This is a genomic window from Bacillus sp. CH140a_4T, from assembly GCF_008923725.1.
Lineage (GTDB): Bacteria > Bacillota > Bacilli > Bacillales > Bacillaceae_G > Bacillus_A.
Genome location: NZ_WBPF01000013.1, coordinates 222,415 through 247,411 on the forward strand (window position 1 = coordinate 222,415; position 24,997 = coordinate 247,411).

General features: G+C 36.1%; 26 protein-coding genes. 4 read left to right on the forward strand and 22 right to left on the reverse strand.

What is annotated here, in order from left to right; translation table 11 throughout:
* Nucleotides 1-71 precede the first annotated feature (71 nt).
* The 9 genes from murD to panE all read right to left on the reverse strand — a co-directional run bounded on the left by murD (nt 72) and on the right by panE (nt 12,544).
* Nucleotides 72-1,424, reverse strand: a complete 1,353-nt coding sequence (gene murD, locus F8162_RS09695) for a UDP-N-acetylmuramoyl-L-alanine--D-glutamate ligase (RefSeq protein ID WP_151632726.1) — start codon at nt 1,422-1,424, stop codon at nt 72-74.
* Complete coding sequence (mraY, locus tag F8162_RS09700; protein ID WP_000893058.1) at nt 1,425-2,399, reverse strand: phospho-N-acetylmuramoyl-pentapeptide-transferase; 975 nt, start codon at nt 2,397-2,399, stop codon at nt 1,425-1,427.
* 22 nt (nt 2,400-2,421) lie between these two features.
* Nucleotides 2,422-3,897 (reverse strand): UDP-N-acetylmuramoyl-L-alanyl-D-glutamate--2,6-diaminopimelate ligase, encoded by a 1,476-nt coding sequence (gene murE, locus F8162_RS09705; RefSeq protein ID WP_151632729.1) that lies wholly within the window; start codon nt 3,895-3,897, stop codon nt 2,422-2,424.
* Nucleotides 3,898-4,104: 207 nt separating this feature from the next.
* Nucleotides 4,105-6,021, reverse strand: coding sequence for a stage V sporulation protein D (locus tag F8162_RS09710; RefSeq protein ID WP_151632731.1), 1,917 nt, complete (start codon nt 6,019-6,021; stop codon nt 4,105-4,107).
* An 82-nt stretch (nt 6,022-6,103) separates the two neighbouring features.
* Nucleotides 6,104-8,203 carry a penicillin-binding protein gene (locus F8162_RS09715; protein WP_151632733.1) on the reverse strand — a complete coding sequence of 700 codons (2,100 nt, stop codon included), beginning with the start codon at nt 8,201-8,203 and terminating at the stop codon, nt 6,104-6,106.
* 72 nt (nt 8,204-8,275) lie between these two features.
* Nucleotides 8,276-8,638, reverse strand: coding sequence for a cell division protein FtsL (gene ftsL, locus F8162_RS09720; protein WP_000067081.1), 363 nt, complete (start codon nt 8,636-8,638; stop codon nt 8,276-8,278).
* Between the two features lie 15 nt (nt 8,639-8,653).
* On the reverse strand, nt 8,654-9,586 hold the full coding sequence (gene rsmH / locus F8162_RS09725; protein ID WP_151632735.1) for a 16S rRNA (cytosine(1402)-N(4))-methyltransferase RsmH: 933 nt from the start codon (nt 9,584-9,586) through the stop codon (nt 8,654-8,656).
* Between the two features lie 368 nt (nt 9,587-9,954).
* Complete coding sequence (bshC, locus tag F8162_RS09730) at nt 9,955-11,574, reverse strand: bacillithiol biosynthesis cysteine-adding enzyme BshC (protein ID WP_151632737.1); 1,620 nt, start codon at nt 11,572-11,574, stop codon at nt 9,955-9,957.
* Nucleotides 11,575-11,653: 79 nt separating this feature from the next.
* A complete protein-coding gene (gene panE, locus F8162_RS09735; RefSeq protein ID WP_151632739.1) occupies nt 11,654-12,544 on the reverse strand; it encodes a 2-dehydropantoate 2-reductase in 891 nt (296 codons plus the stop codon).
* A gap of 375 nt (nt 12,545-12,919) precedes the next feature.
* Here panE and F8162_RS09740 point away from each other — a divergent pair, with 375 nt between their 5' ends.
* Nucleotides 12,920-13,393 (forward strand): N-acetyltransferase, encoded by a 474-nt coding sequence (locus F8162_RS09740; protein WP_151632741.1) that lies wholly within the window; start codon nt 12,920-12,922, stop codon nt 13,391-13,393.
* 36 nt (nt 13,394-13,429) lie between these two features.
* On the opposite strand, the gene F8162_RS09745 is transcribed toward F8162_RS09740, so the two are convergent.
* The 3 genes from F8162_RS09745 to F8162_RS09755 form a co-directional block, all read right to left on the reverse strand.
* A complete protein-coding gene (locus F8162_RS09745; protein ID WP_151632743.1) occupies nt 13,430-13,936 on the reverse strand; it encodes an RsfA family transcriptional regulator in 507 nt (168 codons plus the stop codon).
* 128 nt (nt 13,937-14,064) lie between these two features.
* A complete protein-coding gene (gene rpmF / locus F8162_RS09750) occupies nt 14,065-14,238 on the reverse strand; it encodes a 50S ribosomal protein L32 (protein ID WP_001984764.1) in 174 nt (57 codons plus the stop codon).
* A 61-nt stretch (nt 14,239-14,299) separates the two neighbouring features.
* On the reverse strand, nt 14,300-14,800 hold the full coding sequence (locus tag F8162_RS09755; RefSeq protein WP_000872144.1) for a YceD family protein: 501 nt from the start codon (nt 14,798-14,800) through the stop codon (nt 14,300-14,302).
* A 153-nt stretch (nt 14,801-14,953) separates the two neighbouring features.
* Here F8162_RS09755 and F8162_RS09760 point away from each other — a divergent pair, with 153 nt between their 5' ends.
* On the forward strand, nt 14,954-16,195 hold the full coding sequence (locus tag F8162_RS09760; protein ID WP_192797623.1) for a nucleotidyltransferase: 1,242 nt from the start codon (nt 14,954-14,956) through the stop codon (nt 16,193-16,195).
* Nucleotides 16,196-16,220: 25 nt separating this feature from the next.
* On the opposite strand, the gene F8162_RS09765 is transcribed toward F8162_RS09760, so the two are convergent.
* The gene (locus F8162_RS09765; protein ID WP_151632747.1) at nt 16,221-17,246 is read right to left on the reverse strand and encodes a SepM family pheromone-processing serine protease; all 1,026 of its coding nucleotides are present in this window, start codon (nt 17,244-17,246) and stop codon (nt 16,221-16,223) included.
* The gene (locus F8162_RS09770) at nt 17,239-18,030 is read right to left on the reverse strand and encodes a patatin-like phospholipase family protein (protein WP_151632749.1); all 792 of its coding nucleotides are present in this window, start codon (nt 18,028-18,030) and stop codon (nt 17,239-17,241) included. Before F8162_RS09770 ends, F8162_RS09765 begins: the two co-directional genes overlap by 8 nt.
* Before the next feature lie 113 nt (nt 18,031-18,143).
* On the opposite strand from F8162_RS09770, the gene ylbJ reads away from it, so the two are divergent.
* Nucleotides 18,144-19,373 carry a sporulation integral membrane protein YlbJ gene (gene ylbJ / locus F8162_RS09775; protein WP_151632751.1) on the forward strand — a complete coding sequence of 410 codons (1,230 nt, stop codon included), beginning with the start codon at nt 18,144-18,146 and terminating at the stop codon, nt 19,371-19,373.
* Here the strand turns inward: ylbJ and coaD are convergent.
* Together coaD and rsmD are read right to left on the reverse strand one after the other, a co-directional pair.
* Complete coding sequence (gene coaD, locus F8162_RS09780; protein WP_000200598.1) at nt 19,365-19,856, reverse strand: pantetheine-phosphate adenylyltransferase; 492 nt, start codon at nt 19,854-19,856, stop codon at nt 19,365-19,367. The two genes, ylbJ and coaD, sit on opposite strands and share 9 nt — an antisense overlap.
* Nucleotides 19,853-20,419 carry a 16S rRNA (guanine(966)-N(2))-methyltransferase RsmD gene (gene rsmD / locus F8162_RS09785; RefSeq protein WP_151632753.1) on the reverse strand — a complete coding sequence of 189 codons (567 nt, stop codon included), beginning with the start codon at nt 20,417-20,419 and terminating at the stop codon, nt 19,853-19,855. The genes coaD and rsmD overlap by 4 nt, the downstream gene beginning before the upstream one ends.
* Before the next feature lie 502 nt (nt 20,420-20,921).
* On the opposite strand from rsmD, the gene F8162_RS09790 reads away from it, so the two are divergent.
* Nucleotides 20,922-21,311, forward strand: a complete 390-nt coding sequence (locus tag F8162_RS09790) for a hypothetical protein (RefSeq protein WP_000616011.1) — start codon at nt 20,922-20,924, stop codon at nt 21,309-21,311.
* Nucleotides 21,312-21,365: 54 nt separating this feature from the next.
* Here F8162_RS09790 and F8162_RS09795 read toward each other — a convergent pair whose 3' ends face one another.
* From F8162_RS09795 to F8162_RS09820, 6 genes are all read right to left on the reverse strand, one after another.
* Nucleotides 21,366-21,632, reverse strand: coding sequence for a YlbG family protein (locus tag F8162_RS09795; RefSeq protein WP_002080814.1), 267 nt, complete (start codon nt 21,630-21,632; stop codon nt 21,366-21,368).
* 126 nt (nt 21,633-21,758) lie between these two features.
* Nucleotides 21,759-22,208, reverse strand: a complete 450-nt coding sequence (locus F8162_RS09800; RefSeq protein ID WP_000634355.1) for a YlbF family regulator — start codon at nt 22,206-22,208, stop codon at nt 21,759-21,761.
* 116 nt (nt 22,209-22,324) lie between these two features.
* Nucleotides 22,325-22,897 carry a histidine phosphatase family protein gene (locus F8162_RS09805; RefSeq protein ID WP_120341634.1) on the reverse strand — a complete coding sequence of 191 codons (573 nt, stop codon included), beginning with the start codon at nt 22,895-22,897 and terminating at the stop codon, nt 22,325-22,327.
* Between the two features lie 82 nt (nt 22,898-22,979).
* Nucleotides 22,980-23,225 (reverse strand): YlbE-like family protein, encoded by a 246-nt coding sequence (locus F8162_RS09810; RefSeq protein ID WP_151632755.1) that lies wholly within the window; start codon nt 23,223-23,225, stop codon nt 22,980-22,982.
* 11 nt (nt 23,226-23,236) lie between these two features.
* Nucleotides 23,237-23,692, reverse strand: a complete 456-nt coding sequence (locus F8162_RS09815) for a YlbD family protein (RefSeq protein WP_001143338.1) — start codon at nt 23,690-23,692, stop codon at nt 23,237-23,239.
* Nucleotides 23,693-23,866: 174 nt separating this feature from the next.
* The gene (locus F8162_RS09820; protein ID WP_151632757.1) at nt 23,867-24,901 is read right to left on the reverse strand and encodes a CAP domain-containing protein; all 1,035 of its coding nucleotides are present in this window, start codon (nt 24,899-24,901) and stop codon (nt 23,867-23,869) included.
* Nucleotides 24,902-24,997 lie beyond the last annotated feature (96 nt).

Sequence of the window (24,997 nt, forward strand, 5' to 3'; positions counted from 1 at the left end):
TTTAGGCAGAAACTTTTGCCCTATGTAACAAAACATCAGTAGGTGTTAGCCTACTGATGTTTTGATTTACTTTATATAAGTTTATGCACAGCTTGTATAAAAATGTCTCCTCTTTCTTCAAATGTTTTAAATTGATCCCAGCTTGCACATGCTGGAGAAAGAAGAATTACATCGCCATCTGTAGAATGAGCATAAGCTTTCACTACCGCTTCATCTAAAGTATCTACACTTTCAATTGTATCTAATCCCGCTTTTTCTGCAGCTCTTACTAGTTTTGGAGCTGTTTGTCCAAATGTTACAATTGCTTTTACATTTTTGAAATATGGAATTAAATCATCGAATTCATTTCCACGATCAAGCCCACCTGCTAATAACACAATCGGTTGTGTAAACGCAGATAAAGCTTTCTCAGTCGCTAACATATTCGTTGCTTTTGAGTCATTATAAACCTTACGATTGTTAATAGTTGTTACATATTCTAAACGATGTTTTACACCTGTAAAACGTTTTAACACCGCGGTAATCGCTTCATTAGAAACACCCAATAATTTTGCGATACTCATCGCTGCTAAAATATTTTCTAAATTATGTTGACCAGGTAAAACGATATCGCCTACTCCAACAACTTTTTCACCTTTAAAACAAAGGGCATTCTCTTTTATACACGCACCATCTTCAATTTCTTTCGTTGTCGAGAATAGTACTTTTTGCCCTTTACTATAAGCAGATAAAGCCATCACATCTGCATCATCTGCATTTATTACACTATAATCATTTTCTGTTTGGTTTTTAAAAATATTTGCTTTTGCTAAACCATATTCCTTCTTCGTCCCGTGATAATCTAAGTGGGCCTCAAATAAATTTAAAAACGCAGCGATTTTAGGTTGGAACAATTCTACTCCCATCAGTTGGAACGATGAAAGTTCTGTAACTACAACTTCATTTCCTTTTGCATCCTGTGCTACTTCACACGCTACAGTTCCTATGTTTCCTGCAATTACAGGATGCTTTTGTCCTTCTTTTAGCATTTCAAATGCAAGCATTGTCGTCGTCGTTTTGCCGTTAGACCCCGTAATCCCAACAAATGGCGCTTCTGAAATACGATATGCTAATTCAACTTCCGTAACAATTGGAATTTGCTTTTCTTTCGCAGCAACTAATATTGGATTAGAATACGGGATTCCTGGGTTTTTTACAACAAGAGAAATATTTCTCTCTAACAATTCTAAAGGATGACCACCGCATACAACGTCCATTCCTTTTGCTTGTAATTCTGCAGCAAGTACATTATCCGCTAAAGGCTTTCCGTCATTTACAATAACATTTGCCCCTAATTTTTGTAACAGCGTAGCTGCTGCATAACCACTTTTTGCAATGCCTAATACAAGAATATTTTTATTTTGAAATTCAGTTACAGTTTTCAATTACATCCACACCCCGATATAAATTCCTAACACAGCTAATAAAAATCCTACAGACCAAAACGTCACTACAACACGCCACTCTGACCAACCACATAATTCATAATGATGGTGTAATGGACTCATTTTAAAGACACGTTTTCCTGTTGTTTTAAAAGAAATGACCTGAATAATAACAGATAAAGTTTCCATTACGAATACTCCACCAATGATTACAAGTAGTAATTCTTGTTTTAATAAAATCGCTACAGCTGCAATGGCTCCACCTAAAGCTAAAGAACCTGTATCTCCCATGAACACTTTCGCTGGATTTGCATTGAATACTAAAAATCCAAGTACAGCTCCTACAACTGCCATACAGAATATCGCTACTCCAAATTGCTCTTGTGCGACTGCAATAATACTAAACGCTCCAAATGCAATAGCAGCTGTTCCTGATAATAAGCCATCTAAACCGTCAGTTAAGTTAACTGCATTTGATCCACCAATAAGCATAAATAATACAAGTACAAAATACGCCCAACCTAGTTCAAACTTAACATCTGTTCCCGGAATCATGATGTATGTGTGGAACGCTTGCCCTTTTCCAATTAAAAAGAACGCAATAGCAATAACAAGCTGACCTACTAATTTTTGTTTTGATGTTAAACCAAGATTTCTCTTCTTAACTACCTTTATGTAGTCATCTAAAAATCCAATTAACCCGTAGCCAAATGTCACTAATAATAATAACGAAACCTCTGCACCTAAATGATTAAATTTAATTGCCATAATAAGTGAAGTTACCATCATAGATACGTATATGACAATACCACCCATTGTCGGTGTCCCTGATTTTTTTTGATGTGACTTTGGTCCCTCATCACGAATACTCTGTCCGAACTTTAATTTCCTTAAAAATGGAATAAACAATGGCGAAAGGGCAACAGAAATTAAGAATGCTACCCCAGCCGTTACTAATAAACCTTGCTCAAGCACATGTAGTCCTCCTCTCACGTTGTTACTCTTCGTTGTTTAAACGCTCTGTAATTGCTTCTTTAGCGACTTCACGATCGTCAAAATGATGAACGTCTTTACCAATAATTTGATACGTTTCATGACCCTTACCAGCAATAATGATGATATCTTCAACCTTCGCGTTAGCAATTGCATGGTATATCGCTTCTTTTCTATCAATAATTACTTCATAATTATTCCCATTTGCACCCTGCACCATATCATCTAAAATAGCCCCTGGCTCTTCACTTCTTGGGTTATCTGAAGTATAAATTGCATGAGTTGCATATTTTGTTGCAACACTTGCCATGATTGGTCTCTTTGTTCGATCTCTATCTCCGCCACAACCGACGATACAATATACATCGCCTTTTGCAAACTGTTTTGCTGTTTTTAATACATTCTCTAAGCTATCTGGTGTATGCGCATAATCAACAATAACTGTATAATTTTGTCCACCATCAACTACTTCAAAACGTCCCGGAACTCCAGCTAGTTGCTTTATCACATCAATAACCGTTTCTAAACTTACACCAGAAACAAGTCCTGCCGCTGTTGCCGCTAGTACGTTATATACATTAAATTTCCCAATCAATTTCATCGTAACATTTACACTTTCATACGGTGTTACAAGCGTAAATGTAGTTCCACCACTCGTCATAACAATATCTTTGGCCATAATATCACTTGTTGTATCAATTCCATACGTTACAACAGTCGCCGCAGTACTTCTCATATACTCCGCAGTTACTGCATCATCGTTATTCAGTACCGCGTACTTTTCACGATTATGATTATAACTATTGCCAAGTTGTGCAAATAACAACCCTTTTGCATGTTTATATTCTTCCATCGTTTTATGATAGTCTAAATGATCTTGTGTTAAATTTGTAAATACTGCTACATCGTAATCACATCCGTGTACACGACCAAGATCTAAAGCATGTGACGAAACTTCCATTACTGTACTATCTACACCGTGCTCAACCATTTTTGAAAATGTCCGTTGAAGTGTTAGCGCATCTGGTGTTGTATTTTTCACCTCAAATGTTTCATCACCGATTTTCATATTAATCGTTCCAATTAGCCCCGTTTTATGACCATGTGCGCGCATAATCTCATCCATAATATGCGATGTTGTTGTCTTTCCATTTGTACCTGTAATTCCGATTAAATGTAACTTGTGTGTTGGTTGACCATAAAAATAATCAGCTAAAACCGCTAACGAACGAAAAGTGTTTTTCACAAGTACAACTGGAACGTCAACATCAATTGGTCTTTCCGCAACAATAGCAGCCGCTCCTTGTGCCGCTGCTTTCTTAGCAAAATCATGGCTATCAACCGTATATCCTTTCATACATACAAATAAGCTTCCCTCTTTCACTTTACGTGAATCAGCTTCTATAGATGTGATTTCTGGATTTTCTTTTGGAACAACTGGAAAATCATGCAAACATGATAAAAGTGTATGCAACTTCATTTCACTAAACCCTCTCTACATTGTGTATTTATCTCTTTTTTAATAAGCAACACGTTACCTCCTACTTATGTAAAATAGGAGGTAAATGCTACTGTGTCTAATAAATAGACCTATTTATAATTGAGGCTCTTACAGCCTCAATTTAAGTAACTCTTCTATAAAGAACTCACTTCCACCAATTGTACCATAAAACGTACTAGGTTACCTTTAATTCCCGAAGTAAATTCTAATTTTTGAGCCTTCTTTCACTTTAGCTCCTGCTTCTGGCGATTGTTTAATTACTTTCTCTCCGTCTCCACTTATATCAAGCTTCAAATCGACGAGTTGTGTCTGTAAGTCTTTCTTTTTCATACCAATTAAATTCGGAACTTCCACAGTTGGTGTATCGCCCCATTTATATTCTCTCTCAACTTGTTCTTGTCTCGGTTTCACTCCCATAGCAGGAAGTGCATCCCGAAGAATATTCCCAACAATTGGGGCTGCTACTACTCCACCAAACTGCGTTACACCTTTCGGATTATCAACAGCAACATAGACAACAATTTCCGGATCATCTGCTGGAGCAAAACCGATAAAAGATACTATATAATTATTCTCTAAATATTTACCATCTTTCACCTTTTGAGCTGTGCCTGTTTTTCCACCTACACGATACCCATCAATGAAAGCACCTTTACCAGATCCCTTTGCTACAACATTCTCTAATGCATACCGAACTTTTTCTGAAGTTTCCTTGGAAATAACTTTTCTTTTTTCCACAGGTGTCTTTTTACTTACAACTTGATTGTTCTTCGGATCAATAAATTCCTTAGCTATATACGGTTGATACAATGTTCCACCATTTACAGCCGCTGCTACTGCTGCTACTTGTTGAATTGGTGTTACAGAAACTCCTTGACCAAATGAAGTAGTTGCTTGCTCGACTGGACCAACTTTATCTAAATTAAATAAAATCCCACTACCTTCACCTTGCAAATCAATTCCGGTTTTCTGTCCAAAGCCGAAATTACGAATATATTTAAACAATCGGTCTTTACCAAGACGATCACCAAGTTCGATAAATCCTGGGTTACAAGAGTTTTGAACTACTTCTAAAAACGTTTGGCTACCATGGCCTCCCGCTTTCCAGCATTTCAATCTAGCTCCATCCACTTCAGCTGCTCCATCATCATAAAACGTATCTTTCTCTAAGTCTACTAAATTTTCATTCAGGGCTGCAGCTAACGTAATGATCTTAAATGTTGAACCAGGTTCATACGTACTCCATACTGGTAAATTTCTATTATACACTTCTGGAGAAACACTTTGAAAATCTGCTGGATCAAAGCTCGGCCGACTCGACATACCTAAAATTTCACCATTTTTCGGATTCATCGCAATCGCAATCATACCATCTGGATTATATGTCGACTCTGCAATATTCATTTCTCTTTCGATAATTCTATTAATACGTGCATCAATTGTTAAACCTAAATTCAAACCAGCTTCTGGTTTTTTGAAATCATCGCCAACATTAGGCATCCTTTGTCCTTTTGCATCTGCAAAGAAACGTACATGACCTTCATCACCATTTAGCTCTTTATCATAATATTTTTCTAGTCCCATAAGACCTTGGTTATCACTACCTGCAAACCCTAATACGTGTGATAAAAAGTTGCCAAATGGATAGTACCGGATAGAGTCCTCTGCGATATAAACACCTTTCAAACTTAATCCACGTACCTCTTTCGCTTTATCATGTGATATTTTCCTTCCACCTTTATCTAACCTTACAATCGATTCTTTTTTTGTAATTCTCTTATAAATCTCATTTTTTTCCACACCTAATACTGCAGCTAACTTCTCTGCAGTCTCTGCTGGTTTTTCAATTTGCCTCGGTACAACAAAGACAGTTGGGGCACTTTTATTCGTAGCAAGTTCCACACCATTTCGGTCTAAAATTTTCCCACGTTCAGGTTCAAAAGTAATATTACGACTCCATGAATCCTTCGCACGATCCGTTAACATATTGCCAAGAAAAAATTGCACATATCCAAGACGAATATCGATGATAGTGAAAATGAGTATACCTGATATGAGTATAAAAATAAGTCGTTTTCTAACCGTTACATTTGATACACGCATATTGGAACAAGCCTCCCTTACGCCTAGCTTGTTCCAATATATGCTTGTACTTATTTAATTAGAACTTCTTCTCTTTTAACCATTACTGTTTTTCTGCTTCTTGTTGTGGTTCAAGTGGCGGTACAAGTGTTACACCTAACTCTGTGCCAGGTTGTAACAATGTCCCCTCTGCCACACTTTGTTCAGTTACGTATCCGGTACCCGTAGGTTTTAAGTTAAGCTTTAATGTTTTTGCTAAATTCATAACATCACGCAGTGCCCAGCCTTGTATATTTGGCATTGTAGGTTTATCTCCTACTAAGAAGACTCGGTCACCTTTTAATGTTTGCTCCGTTGCTTTTGGCACTTGTTGCTGCACTTTCCCTTCACCTAATACAATTGGACGAAGTTTTGCTTTATCAATTGCTTTTTTCGCTTCTTCCATCGTTTTCCCGGTTACTTCTGGAACAGCAGTTTGTTGTTCTTTCACATATTTTTTCGGGTCTTTTATTTCATTTGGCTTAATCTTTAAATACTCTAAACTATTTTTGGTTACATATTTAAAAATATCAGCTAAAGGCTGTGCGCCATTCTCATCATCTTTCAATTTCGGCTGTTTAACAGCTACATACACAACAAGTTGCGGATCGTCCATAGGTGCCATCCCCAAGAATGAGAATATATAATTCTCTCTTCCCGTCATATAGCCACCTTTTCCATCCGGAATTTGCGCTGTCCCTGTTTTACCACCAACTGAATATCCATCGACTTTATAAGCAGTTCCTGTTCCTTTCGGCGATGTCACAACGCGTTCTAATAACTGTCTTACTTGCGCTGCTGTTTCTTTTGTAACAGGTTTTCCCACTTCCTCTGGCTTATGTTCTAATTTTACTTCGCCTGTTATTGGATCTACAATTTTATCAATTGTATAAGGCTTCATCATTTTCCCATCATTTGCAATTGCAGTTGCAGCTTGCACAAGCTGTATTGGCGTTACAGTAGAACCTTGTCCAAAAGCTGTTGTTACTTGCTGTATTTGCTGATCGAATATAATTGTATTTGAACCTTCACCAGGTAAATCAATGTTCGTTTTTTCATCTAATCCAAAGCTATGAATATATTTTCGGAAACGTTCTGGACCAAGTTTTTGATCTCCTAAAATCGCAAACGCTACGTTTGAAGAGCGCTCTACCCCTTCATCAAATGTGATAGATCCCCATCCAGCGCCGCCGTTATGATCTTTTATTTTTCGGTTCCCGACTTGATATGTACCAGACTGATAATAATCTTGTCCTTTATACACACCTTCATTAATAGCTGCTGCTAACGTGAATATTTTCATTGTTGATCCAGGTTCAAATGCATTTGCAATTGCGTCATTATAAAAGTACTTATTATTCTCTTGGTTCGGATCATAACTAGGCTTACTAGACATTCCTAATATTTTCCCTGTTTTTGGATCCGCAACAATCCCTATCAAACTTTCTGGTTCATAATGTTTACTCGCTTCTTTCATTGCGTCTTCTAAATAACTTTGAATACGCTGGTCAAGCGTTAAATATACATTATCTCCATTTTTAGGTGCCTCTACATTCACTTTCCCGCCGTCAAGAGACACACCTCTACGATCGCCTGTATAAGCTACTTTTCCGTTAGAAGCTCCTAAATACTTATCCAAGCTCTCTTCTAAACCAAATCGCCCTATAGCAATCCCCTTATCATCGGGTCTCGCATGTCCTACGACATAAGATGCGAAATCACCGTTCGGATACACTCTTGCATTTTCAGTAATAAAAGATATACCTGGCAATTTTAATGCTTCTATTTGTTCCTTCTGTTCTTTCGTCAAGCCCTTACCTAATTTCCCAAATTCCACTTGACTTCTACCTTCTTTATTTAACGTATCTAAAATCTTCTTTTCATCTTTTCCGAGTACTCCCGCAATTTTCTTAGCAGTATCCTCTTTATCCTTAACCGGATTCGCACCTTTTAATTCCGCTACAAGTTTATAAGAGTTTGCATCTTGCGCTAATACATGACCGTTTTGGTCATAAATCGTCCCGCGATTTGCTTCCAGAACTCCTGTTTTACTATGTTTTTGCTTAGCAAGTGCATCCAAATCATGATTATGAACTGATCCTGTTGCTTGTATGTAAAAAAATCGGGCTAACAATAGCAAAAAGAGCAGGAGGAATAAAATCATAAAATACCCTGCTCCCTTATTGGTATGAAATTTAGTCATATTTCTGTTCATTTTCCATTCACACCTATTGCCTTATTTTAGGCCCTTCACATTATTCGCATTAATTTCTAGCCCGTGTTTTTTTGCAACTTCAGCAATTCGTTCATAACGACTCAACTTCTCTACTTCAGCCTGTAACTCTTGATTTTCTTTTTGCTGCTGTACAATTTTTTGTTCTATCGTCGCTGCTTCTACATTAACTTGATAAAGGCCTGCTTTATTTCCAATAAACGCTACACAGGCATACAATAAAAAGCCAATAAATGCTACATACAACAGTTTTTCGATTCTTGTAATCTTCGCTTTAGCTTTTGGTTGAACCATCTGCTGTGGGGGCGTTTGAATCTGTACCTCTTCTTGCGCTTGTTGTTTGTACTTTACAGCTAAGTTACTCATACCTCTCTCCCCTTTTTATCGTTTTTCAGCGATTCTCAATTTCGCAGAACGCGCTCGATTATTTTCTTCTAACTCTATATCAGAAGGTAAAATCGGTTTTCTTGTAATAAGCTTTAATTTCGGCTTAAATTCATCAGGAATAATTGGTAATCCTGGTGGCAATTGTGGCGTTGTACTATTTCGCTTAAACGTCGTTTTACAAATACGGTCTTCTAAAGAATGGAATGTTATAACACTAACTCTTCCGCCTGGTTTGACCATCTCAATTGCAGATTCCAACGCTTCTTCAAATACTTTCAATTCATCATTTACGGCAATACGGATTGCTTGGAACACTCGCTTTGCAGGATGTCCACCCGTTCTACGAGCAGGAGCTGGAATACCCTCTTTAATTAGTTCTACTAATTCTGCTGTCGTTTCAATAGCTTTATTCTCACGATACGCTTCAATTTTCCTAGCTATTTGTTTTGAAAATTTCTCTTCACCATACTGGAAGAAAATCCTTACAAGTTGTTCATATGACCAACTATTTACAACATCATATGCTGTTAATGGAGCATCTTGATCCATCCGCATATCTAACGGTGCATCATGATGATAACTAAAGCCACGCTCTGGTGTATCTAATTGTGGGGATGAAACACCTAAATCAAATAAAATACCGTCTACTTCTGTTATACCTAATTCCTGTAGTTTTTCAGATAAATAACGGAAATTACTCTTTACTGTTATGAACTGCTCACCGTATGAAGAGAATCTTTCTTTCGCATTTTGAATCGCTATCTCATCTTGATCAAAAGCGATTAATCTTCCGCCTTCAGTTAATTGGGATAATAAATAAGAACTATGTCCTCCTCCCCCCAGTGTACAATCTACATATGTACCACCTGGCTTTATATCTAAGCCGTCTACTGTTTCCTTCAAAAGCACTGTTACGTGTTTAAACATTGTTGCACCTACTCTTTTTCCAATTAATTATGTTGAATGCATCTCCCCCTCCAAACGCATATTTCACGATTAGAGAACGAAATACTATGAAAGAACGACTCATTTAACTTGCCTACAAAGGCAGCATACTATACAAATCGCTATTTTCTTTTATTATATACTAAATTTTATCATCTTTTGCGGGAATTTAAATAAAAAACTGTCGAAAAAGATGATAATACGTTTACATTTTGTGCTATTTTGTCATATATTTAAGTATCCTGCATAATTACGATATTCACTGTTTTTAAATTAATAATTCAGAAAAATTTCACTTCACAGTAAATTCAACAGGACAAAAATAAAATCCTGCTCCTAAGAGCAAGATTCTATAGTTTTATAACATGATGTTTTCCGTCCCAAGAAAACTTGTTTTCCATTACACGATCAACGAAATCCAAACCGAACTGATTTAAATAGTAACATACATTCCACACACGCTCTTGCGGCGCCCCTAATGGACGAAGTGCAAATTGTATGCGACGGAATTTATTTAACTGCACCTCATGCTTTTTCTCAACATTTCTTTTCAACATTCTTTCCAACAGTTCAATTTGTTCATTAATTTTGAATTCATTTTTCCCTGCAAACGCACTTAATCCAGGATCTATTTTCTTCACAAACTGTTGTAACGACGTATGAATATCAATTATTTCTTTTTTCGCCTCTACAAATCGATCATCTATCGGTTCCTCTATTTGATTAGATAACCAGTTTTCACGCAGCGTATCTACGTTATTTAAAAACGGATCACTGTCTTGCAATTGTAAATCGTGTAAATCTGTCGCTATATCCCTCTCTATATAAGTGATTGTAATACGCGGAACGACAGGTGGCATTCGGAAACCGATAGTATGAAAGACTTGTTGCAATTCACTCCAGTAAGCTAATTCCCCTGGACCTCCAATAAACGCTAGTGTAGGAAATACATACTCTTGCATAAGAGGGCGCGTTACAACATTATTACTAAAGCGCTCTGGGCTTCTTTCCATCTCTTCCATCAATTCCTCATATGAAAAGGAATACGTCCCATCCTTCCCAACAAACTTGCCTTGATTGTCTTCAAGCAACACTCGCTCATTATCAATTTCCATGAATATATGTACTGCATTAGACTTTGTTTCAATAATTGGTTTATATCCTAATTCTTTAATTACTTCCTGTTGGTTATGAAGCCCCTCTTGCACTTCTTTATACTTACTTACAATTTGTTTAAAAAACGGCACTTCTAATTTTCTTAATTCAGGATGATGCGAATCGACAAGAATTAAACCAGAATTCACGAACATTTTCATAATAAGATGACCAAAGAAATCTACATACGTATTTGATTTCTCCAGAGAATCATCAATAAACTGCAGTACATCCTTTGTAAAATTCGTTTCAGGGTATGTTTTAAAAATTTCTTCAATCCACTTTCTACAGTCTCCCAAAGAAAGTTCGGACTCTGAAGCACTCGCCTTTTTCGGATTACGATCATGAAAAATAGTCTTTTTTATTTTTTTATTCTTCGTTACAAAAGTATGATTAATTTCATCCATATCATGGTCTTCACCAGCAATCCAGAAAACAGGAACGACTTTAACACCTAAACTTTCTTCCTTTTCCCTCGCAAGCTGTAAAACTGAAATGATTTTATGAATTGTATAAAGTGGTCCCGTTAATAACCCAGCTTGTTGACCAGCTATCACAACATATGTATTTTCATCTCCAAGCGCTTTTACATTTTGAATCGTAGCTTCTCCCGCTTGTAATTTTGTATTATATTCTAATAAATGCGCTACTAAATCTTGGCGGAAAAACTCCCTCTCACGCAAATCTTGTACACGCTGTTTAAAAGCATCTTCTTCTGTTAACATATAGTCAAAACACGACTGTATCTCTTTTTTATCGTTCATATAGTCCGCTACAACGCCTTGTTGCGGAACAGAGATTTCTTTTATCTCCATATAATTCTTCCTTTCGTATCCTGTTCTCTCACCAATCCACATTGTAGTCAATGTTGCACGTAAAAGCAAAGAATTACACTTATACTTTTACTTCTAATCCTTTTATTGCATTGAACAAAAATTGAAGTGTCGGAACGGATCGTTGCTGTTTCTTAGCTTCTTCTAATACATATCCAACAATCGCACCAATTTCCGTTTGTCTATTCGCCCTTACATCTGCCAGCATAGATGATGTATTACGAGATGTTCTTTCACATACGTGACGTACCATTTCCCATACCATTTCTTTTTCTTCTTCAACAAGAAAAACGACTTCCTGAAATACTTGTTCCACCATCCGATAAAAAAACGGGTTCGTAATCAACTCTCCGTTCTGGACTTGTAATAATGCTGTCAATGGATTGATACATACATTAACTACTAACTTTTTGTGCATGACATCCTTCCAGTCATCTTCTATTTGAATCGGAAAATGAGGAAAAGGAAAGCAATTAAATATTTTTTCAAAATGCATAGGCTGGCCGTGCACAATTCCAAACTTTGTTACACCTATCCCTGTATGATAAACGATATGTTTTTCTTCTTTTTTTGCACCGTGCTCTACAATCCCAACCGCAATATTTTCATTCCCTATTCGCTGCATAGCATGAAGGTGCGACATTCCGTTTTGCAAAAAGATTAATGAGGATTCCGCTCGTACAAAAGGTAGTATATCAGTTATATGATATTGCTTAACAGCAATAAATATATAGTCTAGCTGCTGGCCTAGCATACTTTCTATTGGCAAAACAGGTGGGAATACCGTTTCGCTTTTTCCCTCCCTCATACAAGTTACACCCGTTATATTCAATTCCCTAGCCTGTTTAGCTGTTCTTGTAAACAACGTAACATCTTGCTTACTTTTTTGTAAATAAAATGCATACAATAGACCAATAGCTCCTGGTCCAACAACTCCAATTTTCATTTTCACACAAGGAACTCATATAATCACGATACATAAGTCCCTTTTTCCTCCCCCTTTTTCTCCCGCAAACGCCTGATTGTTGCGGAATCATAATTAACTAAAGGTGAACAAATCCCACCGATTACAGTTTCACTTTATCTTTCTCCATTCCATTAACACAGTTTACAGTTTCATTGCTCTTTAACAAACAAATGCAACCTCTTCTTTCAATATGTATATACTACCTATTAATATGCTTCTACTCTTAGTTTAGCAAATCCTAAAAAAAATAATAAAAGAAATATACTATCATCTTCATAAAAATAACAAAATGAGTTATAATATTATTATAAATATTTTAACTTTTCTGCATTCAAGAAGACAAGAAAAGGATGTGATGTTATGGGATTCCCAAAAGTTGAGCGCTTGCTCATCAATTATAAAACATTAGATGAATTTAAAAAATTTAAAGGTTGCGGAGCTCAAGAACTATCCATGTTAGAAGAATTACAGGCAAACATTATTGAAAACGATAGTGAATCTCCATTTTACGGTATTTATTATGGCGGATCACTAATTGCACGTATGAGTCTATATATGAAAAGAAACGGCGGAGAACCATTCGAAATTACAGGTACTTACCTAGAACTCTATAAACTTGAAGTGTTACCAAATTTCCAAAAACAAGGATTCGGAGAAATGCTTGTAAATTATGCGAAGGCGCTAAAGTTCCCAATTAAAACGATTGCACGTATCCATTCAGCTGGTTTTTGGGATAAATTAAATTTCCATCCTGTATCAGTACCTGATGGTGATTTTTATGTTTGGAACCCAAAAACAAATTTGAATGCGATTACAAATGAAGAATCTGCATAAGAAATAAAAAAAAACAGCTACATAGCAGCTGTTTTTTTATTTCTTTAATTTTTCTAATTTCCCATTCGAACGAGCGCTATTTCTTTCTGCTACCATTACACTTCTTTTTTGATCGATATAATCAAGCAATGTTCTATATTCTTCCTCATATACTGATAATCGCTCCAAAAGACTCTCTTTCTCTGTTTGTAACGATTCAATTTGCTGTTGCAACACCATTAAAGAGTTTTCATCTTTATAATTTTGCAAGAAATCAATAACATCATTCAATGTAATTGACGTAGGCTCTAATACCTTTGTCTCTTTTACTTCATAATTTTCTACTTTACGTAGTTGCTTCGCTTCTTCAATACGTTCTTTGTATTGCTTTCTAACGCAAGAATTCCATCTAAAGCCACATGCTGCTGGTGTACGAGATAAATGTCTTCCCACTTCTTTAAAGGCAGATAATTGCGTTCCACCTTCTCGAATATGCCGGAGTACTACTTCTGCCAGAAGCAAATCTTCATCATCAGTCCAAGCATCTTGTCTTGTTGTCGCCATCTCTCTAGTCCTCCCTATGCATTTTTTATTAAGCATATGCAGTTACTAGAAAAGATAGAATACAACAAATAAAGAATAAGACAAAAAAATAAACGTAGAAGATATCTTCTACGTTTATTTTCCCGCAATTACTTGCTGATTACTTCTTTACCTTTGTAAGTACCGCATGCTTTACATACACGGTGAGCTAATTTCGCTTCACCACAGCTTGGGCACTCTACCATACCAGGTACTGATAATTTGAAATGCGTACGACGCTTTCTTTTTACTGTTTTAGAAGTTCTTCTAAAAGGTACAGCCATTCTTCCCACCTCCTTAAAAGAAATAGTTATTTTCATATGAAGGCCTAAACCAGTCTTCCGATTATTTGTCAAAAAACTTTGCAAGTCCTGCTAATCGTGGATCAACAGTCTTTTCTTTGTTTTCTTCCGAAATCACTTGCCAGTCTTGACCTTGCATCGGTGCTCCACCAGAAACATCATCACTGAAAATTTGCATTGGAATCTCCAAAAGTATATTTTCCTTGATTACGGGCAGTAAGTCAAGTACTTCTCCTTCTAAACAATGAATTTCAGCTTCAGTTTCAAATTCTTCTTGTGAAGTTTGGAACACCTCAGTTGTTTTAATGTCAAATGGTAATGTCACATCTACTAAAGAGCGAGAACATGGTAAAACCATGCTTCCAGTTATATGTAGATGGAACGTAAACTTACCGGAGCCAAAATCAACTCTCCCTGTTACATGAACAGGATTAATTTCACGAATATCTTTCTCGACCTCTTTTAGTTCACTTACATCTACCATCTCATCCAATGTCAATCCTTTATTTCTCAATTTATTCAATTGATGGATGGACCATTTCATATCATATCACCTCAAGGCAACAAACAAAATTATAGCTAGCCATTTTATATTTGTCAATGTTTTTTCTTTACACTATAATGAAGTCATCATAGTAAATAATATATAGAGTATCACGTTTTTGAAAAAGATGCTACATCGAAAGGAGAGATTACCATAAAAGCCAGTGGTATTGTTGTTGAATATAACCCTTTTCATAACGGTCATGATTATCATGTGCAACAAACAAAAAAGTTAACACACTCGGATATTACAATCGCTGTTATGAGTGGCCCTTTTTTACAACGTGGTGAGCCGGCACTCGTATCCAAATGGTATCGCACAAAAATGGCCTTAGCATGCGGTGTAGACCTCGTTGTAGAGCTTCCATATGCCTTCTCAACACAAAAGGCTGAAACCTTTGCAAATGGCGCTATTTCTATTTTAAACGCCCTTCACGTTTCTGAAATTTGTTTCGGTAGTGAAGATGGACAAGTCGAAAATTTTTATAACACCATCTCTGTGCAAAAAAATGAAGAAGAGACTTATAATCGTCTTGTAAAGCAATTTATGAACGCAGGTAATAGTTACGCAAAAGCTACATCTGAAGCTTTCCTACACATTTTACCTTCTGAAAAAAACATAGACATGTCACAACCAAATAACATTTTAGGCTTCCAATACATGAAATCAATTTTGACACAAAATAGTTCTATGCAAGCACAAACGATAAAAAGATTTGCATCTCATTATCATGATGAAACTTTTAACGACCAACATATAGCAAGCGCAACAAGTATTCGCAAACAACTTTTTAGCGAAAATAGTTCCTTTACAGAAATTGAGCCTTTTATCCCAAAAGCGACTGCTTCTCTTTTAGCAAGTTACAAACAAAACTACGGGACATTACACAATTGGGAACAATACTTTTCATTTTTTAAATACAAACTTATGACTATGTCTCCAGACGACTTACGACATATATATGAAATTGAAGAAGGTTTAGAGCATCGTATTTTATCAAAAATACAAACCAGTACCTCCTTCTATTCATTCATGGAAGCATTAAAAACGAAGCGTTATACGTGGACTAGATTACAAAGAGCTTGTACACACATTTTAACGAATACAACAAAGAAAGAAATACATAACGCAAATATAGAGCAGCATGCACCGTACATCCGTCTACTAGGCATGTCACGAAAAGGACAAACTTACCTTTCAAAAAACAAGAAAAAAATAGAGCTTCCAATCCTTACCCATACAAAAACATTTGACCATCCTACTTTACACATAGAGCGAAAAGCTAATTCTGTATATTACTCCATCATGCAAGAAGCGTTACGAACACAACTACTAAAACAAGATGCAACACATCATCCAATTCGTTATGATGAAATAACTGCAAAATTCCTATAAAAAAACCTCTCTTTTTCAGAGAGGTTTATTTTTTCTCTCCCATTTTTTCCAAATACAGTAATGCATCTTCCAGCGTATCAACTGGTACAACTTTCATTTTTGTTTTAATATCTTTCGCAGCCTCAAGTGCATCTTTATAATTCGATTTCTCCGCACCTTTTTCATTTGGCGCAAAGAACACTTCAGCACCAGCATCACTTGCAGCGACCACTTTTTGCTGAATACCACCAATCGGGCCAATTTCTCCCTTTTCATTAATCGTCCCTGTTCCAGCTATTTCATGCCCTCTTGTTAAATCATCTTCCACAAGTTGATTATATATTTCTAATGTAAACATTAGTCCTGCCGATGGTCCGCCTATTTCATGGGAATCAATTTTCACTTTCGGATCTACCACTAATTCTCTTTCCGTAACGATAGAAACTCCTATACCAACACGCCCATTTCCATTCGGAATGGTCTTTACATTTAGATTTTCTTTTAACTGTTTCCCATTCCTCTTGTACTCAATATTTACTGCATCCCCTTCTTTTTTCCCTGTCATATATTCAATAAATTGCTCCGTCTTTTCAAATGTTTTTCCGTCGACAGCTATAATGACATCCCCAAGTTTAAGCTTTCCTTCTGACGGCATCCCTTTCGCTACACCAGCAACCAATACACCTTTATTTTCAAAAGAAACAGTACGATTTGCACGTTTATAAGCATTATAGATCGCTGCATTTTGCGAATCTTTCATCGCATAATTTTGGCGAAATTGATATTCTTCATCACTTTCACCTCTTTGCAATATTTCTTCCGCTTTTGAAATATGTGTATATTTATTAAACTGTGCCGCTATTAAATTGACCACATTTGCCGGTCCCATCGAAACCGTAACAAGCATAAAATCACCAGATTCTTTTGTTCCCCCTTCAACTTGAACGTAAGGCTCTAATTTGGCAGCCATTCCTGGTTTTGTTATATAATACGGTAAACGTACGTAAACAAGTAACATCGCCAATATAACCCCTATTAAAATTGCATATATAAACCGAAAACGCTTAAACATTATGTTTCTCCTTCCACTGCTCAATTAATAAATGAATATTTGCAACATGTTTTTCCGCTTCTACTTCTCCAACTCGAATAATGTCTTCAATATTTGTAAAAGCACGTGAACTAAATTGCTCTACAGCTGGTCGCATCATTAAATCAGATGCAATTTGTCGATTCATCACAAGCTCATGTTGCATAATTTCAATACTCTGCATAATTACATCATAAATAGACGTAACCTCTCCATTCACTTTAATCGGGGATACATCAACAGCAATAACAATATCAGCACCTAACTCTTTCACAACCGATACTGGAATACGATCAATCACTCCGCCATCCACCAATAATCGTCCATCTATTTTTTCTGGTACAAACACTCCAGGTACAGATATGCTAGCTCTCACCGCCTCTGCAACAGGACCACTTGTAAAAACTACTTTTTCCCCCTTCAAGATGTCAGTAGCCACAACAGCCGTCGGGATATCTAACTCTTCTAAATTTTTATTATATGTAAACATTTTAATCATATCTTTGACACGTTTTCCAGCAATAAATCCCATTTTCGGAACCGTAAAATCTAAATAATATTTTCTCTTAAAAACATTTGCCAGTTTATACAGCCTTTCAACGTTTGAGCTAGCTGCATAAAATGTACCTACTAAAGCCCCCATACTACTTCCTGCAATCATATGAATCGGAATACCATTTTCCCTTAAAACTTTTATAACACCAATATGAGCAAAACCTTTTGCGCCCCCAGATCCAAGAGCTAAACCAATTTTCGGTTCTTTCATTTTTCTCACCCTTTAATTTTTTTCATTCCTTTTTCATACTTATGGTCTAAATTCACCACGTATCCACGTATACTGAAATGAACGTTTTTTGGGACAAAGGGGGATTTACTTACATGTATGAAAAATGGAAAACGGCTTTCCTTACCATATCAACACTGTTTTTAACCTTTTCTCTTGTACTCCACCCCCAAGCTGCTTTGCAAGCTTCCATTCGAGGGTTAAATATATGGTGGGAAGTTGTATTCCCTTCACTTTTACCGTTTTTTATCATTGCGGAACTTCTAATTAGTATTGGTGTTGTAAAATTTATAGGCATTATATTAGAACCATTCATGCGACCACTTTTTCGCGTTCCAGGGATAGGCGGATTTGTTTGGGCAATGGGAATGGCTTCAGGATTCCCTGCTGGCGCCAAATTAAGCGCTAGACTGCGTAAAAGTAATCAGCTAACACAAATCGAAGCAGAGCGCCTCGTATCTTTTACAAACTCATCTAATCCACTTTTTATTTTTGGAGCTGTTTCTATCGGTTTTTTCAATAATCCGAAATTAGGAATCGTATTAGCTGCTGCACATTATTTAAGTAACTTTGCCGTCGGGTTATTGATGCGTTTTTACGGCAATAACAACCTTTCCACGAAGGATAAACATCCTACTAAAAAACGTCCTTTTCAAAACCCTTTTTCAATCCTACACGAGACACGCATGCAAGAAAAAAGACCAATAGGAAAATTACTTGGGGACGCTATCGTTTCTTCTATTCAAACGTTACTTATGATTGGTGGATTTATTATTTTATTCTCTGTTTTAAATAAAATGATTACTGTATTTCATATTACAGCAGCACTTTCTTTTATTATGCAACATATTTTATCATTCTTCCAACTAACTACGGAATTTAGTATTCCAATCTTATCAGGCATTTTTGAAATGACACTCGGTAGCCAAATGATTAGTCAAATAAATGAAACACCCCTCCTGCAGCAAGCTATGGTAACAAGCTTTATTTTAGCGTTTAGCGGCCTTTCTATTCAGGCACAAGTTGCTAGCATATTAGCTGAAACAGACATCCGATTTAAGCCCTATTTTTTCGCACGAATTATCCAAAGTATTCTTGCTCCTATTTTTACTTTTATATTTTGGAAACCATTTTATGAAAAAGTAAGCTCTTTTTCACCTATGCAAAAAGATATCCCTGTATTTTTATCGAATCATTCTTCTATACTGCATGAAATTTGGACATCTTTTGTACACTATGGACCGATATTTACTTTATTTTGTTTATATGTATATGTTATCTTATTATTTTTTCGTAGCAACAAAGAAAAACCCCGTTCACTTTAACGGGGTTTGAAACTTTTCTTTTAATGCACGTTCTACAACAGGAGGTACAAGATCTACTACGCTTCCTCCATATCTCGCAACTTCTTTTACAATGCTCGAGCTTAAAAATGAATATTGGTTGTTTGTCATAATAAAAAAGGTTTCAATATTTTCATCTAATTTTCGATTCATAGAAGTAATTTGCATCTCATATTCAAAATCAGAAACCGCTCGTAACCCACGCAAAATCGCGTTTGCATTACGCATTTTCGCATACTCCACTAATAGTCCACTATGTGAATCTACTTTTACATTCGGGATATCCTTTGTTGCTTCTCGAATTAAATCTAAGCGCTCTTCAACTGAAAAGAAAGGTTTTTTTGAAGAGTTGTTTAAAACTACTACATATACCTCATCAAATACTTTTGCTCCCCTTTTAATAATATCCAGATGCCCAAGGGTAATTGGATCAAAACTTCCCGAAGAAATAGCTATACTAGTCATTCCGTCCCCTCACCTTCATACTTATAGATCGATATTGCTGTAATGCCATAATTCTCAGCTCGCACTTTTACAAGTCTTCCTATAGACTCAGGTAAAACTACATCATTACCATGCTCTGACATAATTAATCCATCTCTATGTAGCAATTCATGTTGATCCATCACACTAATTAAAGATACAATTTTTTGATCTTTATATGGAGGATCAATTAATATAAGATCGAATGATATTTCACGTTTTATAAGAGCCTTTACCGCACGTTCTGCATCATTTCGATATACTTCAGCTTGTTCCTGTATTCTACAACTTTCTAAATTTTGATGGATTACCTTTATCGCTTTATTATCTCGATCAACAAAGATTGCTTTATCAATCCCTCTACTTATAGCCTCGATTCCAAGACCACCACTACCGCCAAATAAATCAAGCGCGATACCGCCATCAAAATAAGGGCCTATCATATTAAAAATCGATTCTTTTACTTTATCTGTCGTTGGACGTGTTGTATTACCTGGCACCGCTTTAAGTGGGTGTCCTTTACATTTTCCTGAAACTACTCTCATCTGTTGTCACTACCTTTATTTCAATCTATCGAGCAATTATAGAAACCCTTCTCCATTCAGTAACCGCTACCAAACCATACGATTCCATTCATCTTTCAACGAACACTAGAAGAACTTAGTTTAAAATAACCGCTCTGCATTTTTATGTATTCATCTCACCATTCGCTAACACGAACTATTCGTTTCACTTTATCTTTTTTATCCTATCATAAAATAAAAAAAAGAAAAATAAAAAGCCCAACATAAAATTTAATTTCATGATGTATATCTTCATTTAGATTGGACATAAATAATTATAACAACATCACCTTCGATGTTGTTGCCAACCGCGGAGAAGACTTACGTTTCCCCATAAGTTCTTCCTCCGGTTTCTCCTCTCCCTTTGCCTTCTTACTAGTACATGCTAGTATAAGAAGGGCCCTGCTTTGCAGGGTTTTTTTTCGTTGTCTACTTTTCATTTAAAAAGTGAGATGGTACAGTAAAAGAAAGAGGAGGAAAAAATATGATTCAACGCTTTATAGAACTCGGAGAAGGCTACTCTGATTTATATGAATTACTTGAAATTGCCAAAGCAAATCAAGAACGTATAACACATATGTTACAATTTGAAACGATTAAAAATGAAAAAAAAGTGTGCTCACTTGTTGTAATATTAAAACCAACTACTACTGGTGACTTCCAACCATTATACATATGTCGTGAAGGCATTCCTGTACTTGAAAATAAAAAAAGTAAACGTGTCATATTATTTGAAGAAACGGCAGAACAACTAGGGAAAAAAGTGACTACCTTTACAGTAAAACCATCCACAACTTTCCCAGAAAAAGAACTGTTTTTCAATCATTTAATTGGTATTTTACGAATGAATAATTTCATTCCTCCAATGAAATAAAATGTTATTTCAACTGAAAAATCCCCCGCTAAAATTAGCAGGGGATTTTTTCTATTAGCTATAATCGTATTCTTTTGCCCGATCAGGACGTGAATTTTCAAATTCCGTTTTTAAATACGGGCGGTACGACTGTTCTATCTTTTTCACAAAAGGAAGTTTGTTCAACTTTTGCATCATATGCTCAATTTGTTCCATATCACAATATACTACTGCGTATTTTAAGCGTTTTGATATGTAATGTATGTTACCATATTTCCTTAAAATCTTGGCATGTTTCAATGAATGTAAATAAACAATCATACTTTGTCGTTGCCCGAACATAATCTTCTCCATCTTCTCCTTTTAAAAACATATATTTTATATTTTATGAAAACCAATCAGAAATTTATGACATTACAGGACAAACTCTGTATACGTTTTCTTCTATCTTCTAAAAAACGGGGTAATTTACCCCGTTTTACAGCCACAACCTCCACCGGTACCACAACCTCCACCACAGCCACCAGCATCGAAAAATGGATTTCCTGTTGGAACTTTGATGGAAGAAGACACCTCAGAACCGATTGCTACACTAACTTCATCTAACAACTTTTGCAAAGCCGTTTCTACTCGTTTAAAAGCTGCAACCTTATCATGTAAGTCTACAGAACGCTTTAACTCCCTCATTTTCGTCGAGACGAAAGTATAATCAGGATGGTATTTACCGAAACGTTGCACTTCTTCATATCGTTCTTTCATCGCTGTAAATTGCTGAATTAACGTCTGAACTTCCATATCTTCATGCAATTCTTTATAACACTTACGATAGTCTTCTGCTATATCTGAACAGATAATCGCTTTTGCAAGCTGCTCTGCCTTATCTAATATCAATACGCTTTCCAGCGTCGCTACAATCATGAGAGACACCTCCGAATATTCATCATACCACATTTAGATTAGAACTACTAATTGAAGTGTCTCACTAAACAGAAAGATATTACCCTAACTATTTTCCATGTAATTCCAGTTCATACTTATACATTAATATGTTCCGCAATATTATATTTCAGAACATCCCATTTCCCACTATTTTCTTTCACATAACTAATACATGCATTTTTTAATGGCGTCTTAAACGAAATATCTTCCGGTGCAATTGCATGTAAAATTGCTTTTATCGCATGTGAATGCGCTACAATGATAATACGTTTGCCAGAATGAGTTTCTGCAACATCTTTTACAGCAGCAAAACAACGAGTTACAATCTCTTCATCTTGCTCCATACCTTCTACTTTACCTTCTGCAATTAACTCCCTAACAGTCGCAACTGGCTTCCCAGAAGCTTCACCAAAATTACGTTCAACAAATCGCTCATCTAATAAAATTGATTGTAATCCAGTAGCACCTGCAATTTCCTTAGCCGTTTCTTTCGCTCTAATTAACGGGCTACTTATTATTATATCCCATGCTTCTGCTTGCAAAGCTGCTGCACTTTGACTCGCTTGCTTCTTCCCCACTTCATTAAGTGGAATATCTTCACGTCCTTGAATAATCTCTTGAAAATTCCAATCAGTTTGTCCATGTCGTACTAAACAAATTTCCGTCATGCTCATGCTGCAACTCCTTTTTAAATAATCCGCTTCTATTGTATCAAAAGTTCTGCATGACGGACATAGTTTTCCTTTCCAATTATGTTGTATTTTGCTGCTTCATATACTGAAACATATCGATCATAATGGAAGCAACTGCCAATTGATTTTGGAATTTCTCAACTTTATCTGGTATCGTTTTTTTGAAATGCTGCATAGCCGCTAACTCAAAAGCCTCTTTTTCTTTAGGGTTTCGCGTTAGTTTTCTATACCAGTACGGTTGCTCCCTAATATAGCGAGATAAATCCTCATCAGCCTTTATAAACTCCATAATTTCTGCTCTCATCCGCTTTCCCCCTAATCCTTCTGAAAGAAAAATGGATTATTTTCGGAAGTACTCTCTTCTTGCCGCGCAGGCTTCCCTTGAAATTGTTGAAAAACTTGTTGTACACTACCAATGGCACTCGTCACATTGGCTAAATGGTGTTGCATTTGTTCCACATCTAGCTTTTTAAAGAAAGAAAGCATTTGTCCCATCACATCTGCTGTTTTTTCCTCTTCAGTTCGATTATCTTTTTCTTTTTCTTTTTCTTTTTCTTGTTTATTTTCTTTTACCGAAGAAAAAGCAGGCGCTCCATCAGGTCTAAAAGTTGCCCATATCGGATCTTCTTCACCAAGTAAATACCATTCTTCATAAAACTGTTGCCAAGTTTTGTGACCACTTCTAACCTCATGAACCATTTTAGGGTGATGGTTTACAAACTCTTTAAACTGTTGAACCGATGGATGTAACGGTCCTTTTGTGGTTGGCATAATCCTCACCTCTTCATATCTATCTACTATATAGTAAGAAAAAAAAGGCGCATGGTTCGCCTATTTTTAGACGATTCATGCACCTTTTTATCCTGCTATTTGCATACGGTAAGATTCCCACCTACAATTCAGTGAATACGAAGTAATTAACCGGGAGGTGTCCCCCACAAAACTTTATTTTCGAATAAAGTTTTGTGTATAAAACTTATCGTATACCCCAACACCTAATCCTGTAAATTGTTCATTTAATAAATTCTTTCTATGCCCTTCACTATTTAACCAACCTTGCACCGCCGCAATTCCATCACTATGTTGCGCCGCTATGTTCTCACCAGCAAGTTGAAATCCTACTTTCCCGCGCTGCAAACGATCTCCTAACGTACCTAATGTAGGTGAATCATGTGAAAAGTAATTATTATCCTTCATATCTTTACTATGACCTATAGCCACATCTGCTGTTTGTTGATCCCAAGCTAATAACGGTAACTTATGACGACTTCGAATAATATTTGTTAAATCAAAAATTTGTTGCATATTCCCATTCTCTATTTGTTTCATTTTATCTGGAGTCAATGGTTGTTCTGCTAGTAATTCACCTGAATAAACAAGCTGATATGGTCTTTGGCGTAATAACGTTTCGTCATCCATATAACGAACACCAACAAGCTCATGTGTAAAATGATCAAAATATAATTGTGCCCAGCCATCTTCTACAGGTATTAATGGTTGTTCCATCACTTCCGTGTCAGATAACTCAAATTGATAACTATTCTTCCCTCTTTTTAACGAAATCTCATGAGAGAGTGGATTCTTTTTATACACTTCTTCATACTTTTCATTTATATAATAAGGCGGCACCTTAACTTGCTCACCAGCAACATACGCCGTTACAACTTTACGTTCTGCAACCCCAAATTGAACATACTGCGCTAAATCTTGATTGTATACCCACCATTCATATCCGTAAGCAGATGGCTCTATTCGAGATGGTTCGCCCCATTTTGCTAATAAATTTTCAGAGTCCACACCAATCATATTTAAAACCGTATTTGAAGAGTCTTCATTTACTTGTTTTTTCTTTTTCACAATTTTATTTTCTTGCTTTGATTGAGATGGGGTTAATATATATTGTGAAACGAGTAATTTCCCGTATAAATCAACAGCTAAAATTAAAAATGTAATCATTACGATACGCAATAATTTCTTCAATCGATATACCTCCTGCACAAAACATAAAATTGAGATATACACAAATCCTTTTCTTTCCTTTTTTGTGTGTACCGTACTCTTTTCACTATATCATAT

What these genes read in the sequence shown, in the direction of transcription:
- F8162_RS09745 (WP_151632743.1), bottom strand. Translation starts at nt 13,936, where the DNA reads ATGGCGACAACAAGACAAGATGCTTGGACTGATGATGAAGATTTGCTT.
- F8162_RS09715 (WP_151632733.1), bottom strand. Translation starts at nt 8,203, where the DNA reads ATGATTTTATTCCTCCTGCTCTTTTTGCTATTGTTAGCCCGATTTTTT.
- F8162_RS09795 (WP_002080814.1), bottom strand. Translation starts at nt 21,632, where the DNA reads ATGTTCGGGCAACGACAAAGTATGATTGTTTATTTACATTCATTGAAA.
- F8162_RS09810 (WP_151632755.1), bottom strand. Translation starts at nt 23,225, where the DNA reads ATGAGAGCAGAAATTATGGAGTTTATAAAGGCTGATGAGGATTTATCT.
- rpmF (WP_001984764.1), bottom strand. Translation starts at nt 14,238, where the DNA reads ATGGCTGTACCTTTTAGAAGAACTTCTAAAACAGTAAAAAGAAAGCGT.
- F8162_RS09790 (WP_000616011.1), top strand. Translation starts at nt 20,922, where the DNA reads ATGATTCAACGCTTTATAGAACTCGGAGAAGGCTACTCTGATTTATAT.
- bshC (WP_151632737.1), bottom strand. Translation starts at nt 11,574, where the DNA reads ATGGAGATAAAAGAAATCTCTGTTCCGCAACAAGGCGTTGTAGCGGAC.
- ftsL (WP_000067081.1), bottom strand. Translation starts at nt 8,638, where the DNA reads ATGAGTAACTTAGCTGTAAAGTACAAACAACAAGCGCAAGAAGAGGTA.
- F8162_RS09755 (WP_000872144.1), bottom strand. Translation starts at nt 14,800, where the DNA reads ATGAAATGGTCCATCCATCAATTGAATAAATTGAGAAATAAAGGATTG.
- ylbJ (WP_151632751.1), top strand. Translation starts at nt 18,144, where the DNA reads ATGTATGAAAAATGGAAAACGGCTTTCCTTACCATATCAACACTGTTT.
- coaD (WP_000200598.1), bottom strand. Translation starts at nt 19,856, where the DNA reads ATGACTAGTATAGCTATTTCTTCGGGAAGTTTTGATCCAATTACCCTT.
- F8162_RS09740 (WP_151632741.1), top strand. Translation starts at nt 12,920, where the DNA reads ATGGGATTCCCAAAAGTTGAGCGCTTGCTCATCAATTATAAAACATTA.
- F8162_RS09770 (WP_151632749.1), bottom strand. Translation starts at nt 18,030, where the DNA reads ATGAAAGAACCGAAAATTGGTTTAGCTCTTGGATCTGGGGGCGCAAAA.
- F8162_RS09710 (WP_151632731.1), bottom strand. Translation starts at nt 6,021, where the DNA reads ATGCGTGTATCAAATGTAACGGTTAGAAAACGACTTATTTTTATACTC.
- rsmH (WP_151632735.1), bottom strand. Translation starts at nt 9,586, where the DNA reads ATGTTTAAACACGTAACAGTGCTTTTGAAGGAAACAGTAGACGGCTTA.
- F8162_RS09800 (WP_000634355.1), bottom strand. Translation starts at nt 22,208, where the DNA reads ATGATTGTAGCGACGCTGGAAAGCGTATTGATATTAGATAAGGCAGAG.
- rsmD (WP_151632753.1), bottom strand. Translation starts at nt 20,419, where the DNA reads ATGAGAGTAGTTTCAGGAAAATGTAAAGGACACCCACTTAAAGCGGTG.
- F8162_RS09765 (WP_151632747.1), bottom strand. Translation starts at nt 17,246, where the DNA reads ATGTTTAAGCGTTTTCGGTTTATATATGCAATTTTAATAGGGGTTATA.
- F8162_RS09815 (WP_001143338.1), bottom strand. Translation starts at nt 23,692, where the DNA reads ATGCCAACCACAAAAGGACCGTTACATCCATCGGTTCAACAGTTTAAA.
- murE (WP_151632729.1), bottom strand. Translation starts at nt 3,897, where the DNA reads ATGAAGTTGCATACACTTTTATCATGTTTGCATGATTTTCCAGTTGTT.
- F8162_RS09805 (WP_120341634.1), bottom strand. Translation starts at nt 22,897, where the DNA reads ATGACGGAAATTTGTTTAGTACGACATGGACAAACTGATTGGAATTTT.